Below are 243 nucleotides of genomic sequence, written 5' to 3' on the forward strand. Positions count from 1 at the left end.
GTCGCTGGCCAGCGAGTTGCGCCAGCGCGAGGACGAGTTGCTGAACCTGCTCAACAGCCGCGACGCGAGTGGCAAATACCTGTTTTCCGGGTCCCAGGGCTCGGTGCAGCCGTTCGTGCGCAACGAGGACGGCACCTACAGCTACATGGGCGACGAGAGCCAGCGCGAGGTGCAGATCGCCAGCAGCACGCGGATTCCGGTCAGCGACAGCGGCAAGGTACTGTTCGAGGACATCGTCAATGC

At 64.2% G+C, this 243-nt stretch carries 1 protein-coding gene; it reads left to right on the forward strand.

All coding sequences use genetic code 11. The annotated features are described in order from the left end of the window. Positions 1-243 (forward strand): flagellar hook-associated protein FlgL (locus tag BST14_RS28835; protein WP_438502224.1); only part of this gene is annotated, 243 nt, incomplete at both ends.

This window comes from Mycobacterium arosiense ATCC BAA-1401 = DSM 45069, assembly GCF_002086125.1.
Lineage (GTDB): Bacteria > Actinomycetota > Actinomycetes > Mycobacteriales > Mycobacteriaceae > Mycobacterium > Mycobacterium arosiense.